General features: G+C 47.0%; 5 protein-coding genes. All 5 read left to right on the plus strand.

Annotation, left to right across the window (positions count from 1 at the left end; all coding sequences use genetic code 11):
- Positions 1–94 precede the first annotated feature (94 nt).
- Complete coding sequence (locus tag C9991_RS12285) at positions 95–544, plus strand: DUF1896 domain-containing protein (RefSeq protein ID WP_106812763.1); 450 nt, start codon at positions 95–97, stop codon at positions 542–544.
- Positions 531–6,386 carry a helicase-like domain-containing protein gene (locus tag C9991_RS12290; RefSeq protein ID WP_106812764.1) on the plus strand — a complete coding sequence of 1,952 codons (5,856 nt, stop codon included), beginning with the start codon at positions 531–533 and terminating at the stop codon, positions 6,384–6,386. The genes C9991_RS12285 and C9991_RS12290 overlap by 14 nt, the downstream gene beginning before the upstream one ends.
- Positions 6,387–6,566: 180 nt before the next feature.
- Positions 6,567–6,782: a helix-turn-helix transcriptional regulator gene (locus C9991_RS12295; RefSeq protein WP_022251786.1), complete on the plus strand. Its 216-nt coding sequence runs from the start codon at positions 6,567–6,569 to the stop codon at positions 6,780–6,782.
- Entirely contained in the window at positions 6,779–8,347 is a 1,569-nt protein-coding gene (locus tag C9991_RS12300) for an RNA/DNA-binding domain-containing protein (RefSeq protein WP_106812765.1), read from the plus strand. The genes C9991_RS12295 and C9991_RS12300 overlap by 4 nt, the downstream gene beginning before the upstream one ends.
- Before the next feature lie 7 nt (positions 8,348–8,354).
- Positions 8,355–9,013: hypothetical protein (locus tag C9991_RS12305; RefSeq protein ID WP_106812841.1), on the plus strand; the 659-nt coding region annotated here is incomplete at its 3' end.

Here is a 9,013-nt window from a genome sequence, read left to right on the forward strand (position 1 = left end):
CGGAGGGATACCGAGTGCCTTTTTCTTGCTTTCACACAAACATCAACCGCCATCCACGGTTTATTATTCACCACTTAATCCATTCAACAGACAGATGAACAGAAAGAAACAGGCACAGACAGAACTGTCCTATTACGGACTGTACCTCTTGAACCACCTCAGAGAGAACCGTTTTCCACAAGCCAGCGATGCGGACTTTATCCGCGAACGTGCAGACCATGCCGCAGAAGTATATGAGCAGGCACGGCGTGATGCCCTCTTTGCCGATGCGGCACAAGAGCTTGCCATGTCAGCATTGCTGAAAGGTCTCCGCTTTTCCAAGTACAGCATCCTGTATGATGTTGTTGACCGTGAGTTTCCCCTGGAGGTAGCAGTAGAAGATCAGGAAGCGTTTGTCAAGCACCTCCTGCCTTTGGTTGACAACGTGTATTCCATTTACGACCTCACCGATGACGATTTTGCCCAGTCACCGGACTACGAGCAGCTCTACACAGAGTTGACTGGAGCCGTAGCCCTTTTCATAGAGTCTAATGGCGTACAATAGAAAACAACGGCTGAACGACAACATCAAGGCGATAGAAACGGCATTCATCCTTGACAGGGAACAGCGCACGCCGACTGCCCGTGAGCGTCTCCTTCTGGAGCGTTATTGCGGATTCGGTGGATTGAAGTGCATCCTGAACCCTGCCAGGGAACTGGCGGATGCCGTCCATTGGGCAAAGTCAGACCTTGAATTGTTTGCTCCAACAGTGGAGCTGCATAGACTTATCCGTGAAAACAGCAAGAATGAAAGCGAGTACAAACAGTTGATGGACAGTCTGAAACAGTCTGTCCTCACGGCATTCTACACGCCGTCAGACGTTACGGAGGCTTTGGCGGATGTGTTGAAAGAGCATCAGGTCATCCCCGAAAAGGTGCTTGAACCCTCGGCTGGCATCGGTGCCTTTGTCGATTCCGTCTTGGATAACAATCCCAAGGCAGACATTATGGCATTTGAAAAAGACCTGCTTACGGGAAAGATACTCCGCCATCTGCACCCGGAGCAGAAAGTGCGCATAGAGGGATTCGAGAAGATAGAAAAGCCTTTCAATGACTACTTCGACCTCGCCATCTCAAATATTCCCTTTGGCGATGTTGCCGTATTTGATCCGTCCTATACAGCCATGAAAGGCATGAGGGCACTTGTTACCAGACGCATACACAACTACTTCTTTGTCAAGGCTCTTGATACTGTAAGGGATGGTGGGTTGGTTGCCTTCATCACCTCACAAGGCGTATTGAATGCCAAAAACAACAGTGCCGCGCGTTTTATGATGCTCTATCATGCTGATCTCGTGTCAGCGATTCGTCTTCCCAACAACCTGTTCACGGAAAATGCCAATACGGAAGTGGGCAGTGACCTCATCATCCTCCAGAAAAACAGCCAAAAGGAGTCGCTGCGAGGAGACGACAACCTGCTTGATACCGTCTATAATGACGAGAACCGCATTCCGACAAACAACTACTTTCTGGAGCATCCGGAACGCATTATCCATACAACGGCAAAGTTGGATACTGACCCGTTCGGCAAGCCTGCAATGATATACACGCATGAGGATGGCGTGGAAGGCATTGCAGAGGATTTGCGAAAGATGCTCCATGAAGACTTTAAGAAGAACCTCAATTTGAACCGATACTTGGGGATAGAGGAAACAAAGGCTGAGGAAGTTAAGGAGGTTAAAGAAACAGAAAAGATAGAAAAAACAGAGAAGATAAAGCCTTCCATTGAGGAAAAGCAGAACGATACGGTATTATCCTTGCAAAAGCAGGAAAAGCCTAATGATGATGCTGAGCTATCCCAAAAGTCCAATCATCAGCAGCCGCCAGTCCAAATGACTCTGTTTGACCTTTGGGGAATGGAAGAAGAAAACCGTCAGGCTGTCCATTCAACGAAGAAGAAAGCAGAGGTAACAGTGGGTGCTGCCGCCAAGAAAGTGTCAAGGAAGAGAGCAAGTCCGTTGGTAAAAAGCGTCAATCCGACTTTTGAAGTTGTGACAAAGCCTGTGGAAAAAGAAGAAAAGCCTTCGTTGACAGATGCAAAAGAGCAGGAAACAACACAGGAGACAAAACCAATCCTGCCTGGTGATGAACCATACGCAAGCATCTCTTGGGAAGAGAATCCGCCAATCAACGGCTTTTACGAGATGATGATGACCATGGCTCCCGAAGACAGGGTGATGCTGCGTCAAAAGGCGGAACTGCACCGTCAGGAACAACTCAAGGCTTTGGGCGTTGAAGATACGCTTGATCCAAAATTCAAACCTCCGATGGAACCGATTGAAGTTCTCAAAGCTCAAATCGGGCATGGACAGTCAAAAGGGAATGAGCCAAAAGAAGATTCCAAGATTCAGAGCACATTGGAAGAAACAAATCATGAGCGGGAACAACAAAAAGAGCAAGAAAGAAAGCGGGAAGAGCAGGCAAGGAAGAAAGAGGATGCAATGAAGCCCCGTCCATTTGATGAGAAACTGGAAAGTTTTCATCGTGAGGGTTCTATGGTGCTCGACTCTGCCGGAAACATCGGTGTATTGAAAGACCTTACCAAGTATGGTGCTACCTTCATGCCGTTGGATCTGAATATGGAGCAGAAAGAAAAGGCTGTCTTGTATATCGCCCTCCGTGATGCCTATCAGAAACTTTACACCTATGAAGCGGAAGAACAGACGGAAAACAAGCAGATGCGTGAGAGTCTGAATGTCTATTATGATACTTTCTTCATCCGCTTCGGCAACCTCAATGCCAAGCAGAACGTGAAGTTCATCCTCATGGATGCCTCTGGGCGCGACATGCTGTCGTTGGAACGGGTAGAAAACGGACTGTTCACAAAATCAGACATCTTTGACCACCCGGTCTCTTTTTCGCTTGACGAGGTCAGTCATGTGGATTCTCCAGAGGAAGCGCTCACTGCCTCGCTCAACAAGTTCGGCCGTATCGACTTGCCGTATATGACAGAATTATCGGATATGCCGGAACAGGAACTGACGGAAGCGCTTAAAGGACGCATCTATTACAATCCGCTCATAGATGGCTACGAGATAGCCGACCGCTTCATTGCTGGTAATGTCATAGAGAAAGCGGAGCGTATAGAAGAATGGCTGAAGGAAAATCCAGACCATCCAATCGTGAGGGAGTCGTTGGAAGCCTTGAAGGCAAGCTTTCCCGAACCGATAGCCTTTGAGGACCTGGACTTCAACTTCGGTGAGCGTTGGATTCCTACAGGTGTGTATTCCGCTTACATGAGCCACCTATTAAATACACAGGTCAGCATCGTCTATCCCGACAGCATGGACAAATATTCGGAAAAATGCAGTATGAAGACCATGGCCATCAGGGATGAGTATAGGGTGAGGGGCTATTACCGCCACTATGACGGCATGAGTCTTCTGAAACATGCCCTGCACAACACCTGTCCCGACATGATGAAGAGCATCGGTGAGGATGAACACGGCAACGACATCAAGGTGCGTGACAGCGAGGGCATACAGCTTGCCAATGCCAAGATTGACGAAATTCGCAACGGGTTCTCTGAATGGCTGGAGGAGCAGTCTGACTCCTTTAAGGAACGCTTGACCACAATGTACAACCGGAAGTTCAACTGCTTCGTGCGTCCGAAGTATGACGGTTCTCACCAGACCTTCCCCGGCTTGGATCTGAAAGCCCTTGGCGGAAAGTATGGTGTCAAGAGTGTGTACCCAAGTCAGAAGGACTGTGTATGGATGCTTTTGCAGAACGGCGGCGGGATATGTGACCACGAGGTGGGAACTGGCAAGACCCTCATCATGTGCATGGCTGCGCATGAGATGAAACGCCTCGGTATGGCTCACAAGCCGATGATTATCGGGCTGAAAGCCAATGTCGCGGAGATAGCTGCCACCTATCAGACAGCTTATCCCCATGCGAGGATACTCTATGCCTCGGAGAAGGATTTTTCCACCAAGAACCGTGTCAGCTTCTTCAACAACATCAAGAACAACGACTATGACTGTGTAATCATGTCGCACGACCAGTTCGGGAAGATACCGCAATCGCCAGAACTCCAGCGGCAGATATTGCAGGCTGAGCTTGATACTGTGGAGGAGAATCTGGAAGTGATACGCACGCAGGGCAAGGACGTGTCGAGGGGAATGCTCAAAGGACTGGAAAAGCGGAAGTTCAACTTGGAGGCAAAGTTGCAGAAGATAGCCTATAGCATCGAGCAGCGCACCGATGATGTAGTGGATTTCCGCATGATGGGCATTGACCACTTGTTTGTGGACGAGAGCCACCAGTTCAAGAACCTCATGTTCAATACCCGTCACGACCGTGTGGCAGGACTCGGCAACAGCGAGGGAAGCCAGAAGGCGCTCAACATGCTCTTTGCCATCCGTACCATACAGGAGCGGACAGGCAAAGACTTGGGAGCGACATTCCTGTCGGGAACAACTATCAGTAACTCACTGACTGAGTTGTATCTGCTCTTCAAGTACCTGCGCCCTAAGGAACTGGAGCGTCAGGACATCCGCTGTTTCGATGCGTGGGCGGCCATCTTTGCCAAGAAGACTACCGACTTCGAGTTTAACGTGACCAACAACATCGTGCAGAAGGAGCGTTTCCGATACTTTATCAAAGTGCCGGAGCTTGCTGCCTTCTACAACGAGATAACCGACTATCGTACGGCGGAGGCGGTTGGTGTGGACAGACCACAGAAGAACGAGATCCTTCATAACATACCGCCGACACCCGAGCAGGAGGACTTCATCCAAAAGCTGATGGAGTTTGCCAAGACAGGTGATGCCACCATCCTCGGCAGACTGCCACTGTCGGAAACAGAGGAAAAGGCAAAGATGCTCATTGCCACGGACTATGCCCGAAAGATGGCTCTCGATATGCGCATGATAGACCCGACTTGTGAGGATCATCCCGACAACAAGGCGAGCCATTGCGCCAAGATGATAGCCGACTATTACAAACGCTATGACAATCACAAGGGGACGCAGTTCGTATTCTCAGATTTGGGAACATACCGACCGGGCGAATGGAACGTGTATTCAGAAATCAAGCGTAAGCTGATAGAGGACTACGGCATACCATCGTCTGAAATCCGCTTCATTCAGGAATGCAAGAACGAGAGGGCAAGAAAGGCGGTGATAGCAGCCATGAACGAGGGGGCGGTACGAGTGTTGTTCGGCTCCACATCCATGTTGGGTACAGGTGTAAACGCACAAAAACGGTGTGTGGCGATTCATCATTTGGATACACCATGGCGACCGTCCGACTTGGCACAGCGTGACGGTCGAGGTGTGCGTGCCGGCAACGAGATTGCCAAACTGTATGCCGACAACAAGGTGGATGTCATCATCTATGCGGTGGAAAAGTCGCTTGACTCGTACAAGTTCAACCTGCTGCACTGCAAACAGACGTTCATCTCACAGTTGAAAAGCGGAGCCTTGGGGGCGAGAACCATTGACGAGGGAGCAATGGACGAGAAATCGGGCATGAATTTTTCCGAGTACATGGCTATTCTCTCAGGCAATACCGACTTGCTTGACAAGGCGAAGCTGGAGAAGAAGATTGCTTCTCTGGAGGGTGAGCGCAAATCGTTTAACAAGGGCAAGCGTGACTCAGAAACAAAATTGCAATCAAAGACGGCAGAGCTGGGCAACAACAAAGCCTCTCTCAAGGGAATGACCGAGGACTACGGCAAGTTTATGGGCAAAGCCAAGAAAGACAAGGACGGCAACATCCTCAACCTCATCACTCTTGATGGTGTGGAGTCCACAAACTTGGAGGTTATCGGAAAACATCTGCAAATGTTGGCGGAGAAAGAGACGACTGGCGGACAATACAAGCGGATTGGAGAAATCTACGGATTCCCTGTCAAGATTGTCAGCGAGACGAGTTTCGAGAAAAACAGTGCAAGCCGAGCGCAATCAAGCTCGCTTGAAATTGCCGAGGCGCAGCCTGTTTTATGCAATGGTCTTCCATTTGTTGACAACCGCTTTTTTGTCGAGGGCAATTACAAGTACCAGTACAACTACGGTCACATTGCCAAGTCGGACCCGATAGCAGCGGCAAACAACTTTCTGAATGCCTTGCAGAAGATACCAAGCTATATTGAGCAGTATGATTCAAGATGCAAGGCTTTGGAAAAGGAAATACCGCAACTGGAAGAGATAGCTGGCAAGACTTGGAAGAAAGAGGAAGAACTGAAAGGTCTTAAAGCGGAACTGGCGGCGTTGGATAGAAAAATACAGCTTGAACTTGCACCGCCACAGGAGCAAGATACTGCTGAAAAACACGAAACAAAGAATATAGAAACAGAACAAAGCATAGTTGGAAAACAAGCACGCTCCGTCTGTCGGTTATGACACCTTATTATATATAGGGGTATCTTAATGTTTTTATCATAATAAGATACCCCTGTTTTTATCTAAAAAAATGGCGAAATATTCAATAAATAGCCTTTAAAACAAACTTTTTGGAAATATCACAGCGATATTTAGAATAATTATTGTATTTTTGCATACGAATTATATATCTATAAAAGTATGGCAAAGAAAGATGTAAACAGATTGAAAATAATGTTGGCAGTAACCAAGCGCTCAAACAAGTGGTTGGCAGAAATGTTGGGTAAAGACCAAGCAACCATTTCTAAATGGTGTACAAATACTTGCCAACCAGACTTGGAAACCTTAATACGGATTTCTGATTTGCTGAAAGTGGATGTAAACGATTTGTTGAACAAAGAATGTATCAAAGAATGATGGACGATATATTGAAACAGATAAAGGCTGGCGAGGTGTCGGGGGTGCAGTTCAAGGAACGCATTCTCGACAAATATGATATTGCCTGTGAGTTAGTGGCGTTCAGTAATTCACATGGCGGCAAGTTGGTAGTAGGTATAAAGGATAAGACTGGAGAAATCAATGCCTTGTCGTATTCTGAGGTACAAGAAACAACCAATTTGTTGAGTGACATTGCTTCAGAAAACGTAGTGCCATCCATTCTGATAAAGATAGATACTGTTGAGGTCGAGGATGGCAACTTGGTTATTGCTACTGTGAAGGAAGGACTCAACAAGCCTTATCATGACAACAAGGGAATCGTATGGGTGAAGAATGGTGCCGACAAGCGTAAAGTGTTCGATAATGCCGAACTTGCAGAAATGATGACCGACTGCGGTAGTTTTGCTCCAGACGAGGCTGGTGTTAGGGATGCAACAGTCTACGACCTTGATGCAACGACCATCAAGCAGTTTCTTGGCAACCGTTTTGAGAGAGTGTTGGAGAAGAAAGGCTTGACAGGTGACGCTTTTAATGAAGCATCACTTGATATGATATGCTCTGCCATAGCTAAGGGACATGACTGTGAGAAGATTCTTCGCAATCTGCGATTTATCCGTCCCGATGGTACACTGACCGTTGCTGCCATGCTTCTGTTTGGCAAATACACCCAACGCTGGATGCCAATGATGACAGCCAAGTGCATCTGTTTTGCTGGCAACAGCATCGGCGGCAAGGTATTTCGTGACAAAGTGAATGATGCAGATATGGAGGGAAATCTGCTTCATCAATATGACACTATCATGGATTTCTTCACTCGTAACCTACATAATGTGCAGGTGGGAGATGAATTCAACAGCATGGGTAAGTTGGAAATACCTTACACAAGCTTGGTTGAGTTCACGGTAAACAGCCTTGTACATCGTTCGCTGAACATGAAAGCCCCTGTTCGCATTTTCATTTTCGACAATCGTGTTGAGATTCACAGTCCGGGTGCATTGCCTAACGGACTCACTATTGATGACATCAAGGCTGGAACTTCCATGCCTCGCAATATGTTCCTTTTTAACAATGCTATATACTTGCTGCCATACACCGGTGTTGGTAGCGGCATCACTCGTGCACTTGACGAAGATATCAATGTCACGTTTATGAATAATGACAAGGCACAGGAATTTGTAATTACAGTTTGGAGAGGAGAAAGTAACCAAGTCGAAGACTTAGACACTGGACTTAGACACTCAGACACAGACTTAGACACTGGACTTAGATACTCTGACACCAACTTAGACACCGGACTTAGACACTCTGGCACCGACTTAGACACTAAAAGAGTAACATTGACGAACAAGGAAAAGGATATTGTAAACTTCTGTTCCGTACCTCGTACAACCAAAGAGATACTTGACAGAATTGGTGTCAGTATGCATTCCAAGAACCGTGAACGTTACATCACCTCCCTTGTTGCAGCAGGGTATTTGCAGATGACTAATCCAGATAATCCTACAGCAAGTAATCAAAAATACAAGAAAGTAAACAAAAGATAAGAAGCGTATGGATTCATTATTTCTATTTCAGTTTGCATGCTTCATATTCATGCTCATCAATGCCTTCATCGTAGCACTCTCTCATCTGCATGTAAGATGGGAGAACAAGCGGTATGAGCGTTCTCGATGGATGATCGTTGCTGCCCTGATAGGACTAGCGATACAATATGTGTTGCAGATGACTTTCGGGTTCCGTGCTATGCACGATAATCTGGGGGCGGTCATCAACATCCTCCTCTATACCCCCTGCTTCTCGCTCATCTCCATAGGAATCTACAACATAGAAACCACCCGTGCTAACCGCAGAAAGATGATACTGATGTGTAGTGGCATTTATGCTGCCATCATTGTGGTCTTTTGCGTGGGTATCAGTCTTCATCATAGCCTGTATATCAGAGAGGGGCTTTATCTGATGCTGACTCTGTTTTGCGTAAGTGTTTTCTATTGCATATACATGATTATTCAGGAGATGATTAGGCGTAAAAATATGTTGGAGACAATGGCGGCAACGGATTTGTTGCCTTACGTAAGATATTCCCGAGCAAGTGTAATCATTCTATGGCTCGCAGTTCTCGCTATGCCAGTTGCCATCTGTTCTACCACCTTATTATATATAGTAGGTCCTGCCGTATTGCTTGCCTTGTTGTTCTTCAATCTTACGTTTAT

The organism is Prevotella merdae (assembly GCF_900290275.1).
In the GTDB taxonomy this organism is placed as follows: Bacteria; Bacteroidota; Bacteroidia; order Bacteroidales; family Bacteroidaceae; genus Prevotella; species Prevotella merdae.